This window comes from Melioribacter sulfuriphilus (assembly GCF_051488685.1).
Taxonomy (GTDB): Bacteria; Bacteroidota; Ignavibacteria; order Ignavibacteriales; family Melioribacteraceae; genus Melioribacter.
The window spans coordinates 1-711 of record NZ_JBPSEH010000023.1 but is presented as its reverse complement, the minus strand read 5'-3'; the positions used below and the strand labels follow the sequence as shown (position 1 = coordinate 711).

Below are 711 nucleotides of genomic sequence, written 5' to 3'. Positions count from 1 at the left end.
AACTTAATCCCGGGTTTAGCTATCATTGGTGGGCCCAGAAGGACTTGAATTTTACCCGCCTCAGGCGGGCCTCCGACCCGCTGATTTAAAAAACAAAAAACCCGGAATTAAACTTAATCCCGGGTTTAGCTATCATTGGTGGGCCCAGAAGGACTTGAACCTCCGACCCGCTGATTATGAGTCAGCTGCTCTAACCAACTGAGCTATGGGCCCAATTTTTAAAGCGGTACAAAAATAATGCTTTAATAGATACTTTGCAAATTGTAATTAAAAAAGACGGGTTATTTGCATGTTTTAAATTGAATAATCTGTTCATATATTGCAAAAAAGATAAAAAAAGGATTATATTTGTACTCACTTTTAGAAGATTATTCATTGACATTACGTCTGCCGGGGTGGCGGAATTGGTAGACGCACAGGACTTAAAATCCTGTGGGTGTTTACACCCGTGCCGGTTCGAGTCCGGCCCTCGGTACATCTTATTCCAATTTACTCGTTTCGAAGTTTTTAAAAAATACTGCTATTGCTCAGTTGGTTAGAGCGACACGCCTGGGACGGGTAGGTCACAGGTTCGGAATAAAAAGGCAATAACAAATTAATTTTGAAATTCTAAACGAAGTTTTTGAAATAGGTATTTTAATAAGGGTTCTTAGCTCAGTTGGCTAGAGCGACCCGCCTGAGGCGGGTAGGTCACAGGTTCGGAATAAAAAG

The 711-nt window shown here is 41.4% G+C and carries 2 tRNA genes; one reads left to right on the top strand and one right to left on the bottom strand.

Annotated elements, in window-relative coordinates:
* Positions 1 to 136: 136 nt before the first annotated feature.
* Positions 137 to 213, bottom strand: a tRNA-Ile gene (locus ACSSV9_RS14565).
* Positions 214 to 389: 176 nt separating this feature from the next.
* On the opposite strand from ACSSV9_RS14565, the gene ACSSV9_RS14560 reads away from it, so the two are divergent.
* Positions 390 to 475 (top strand) — tRNA-Leu (locus ACSSV9_RS14560).
* Positions 476 to 711: the final 236 nt, after the last annotated feature.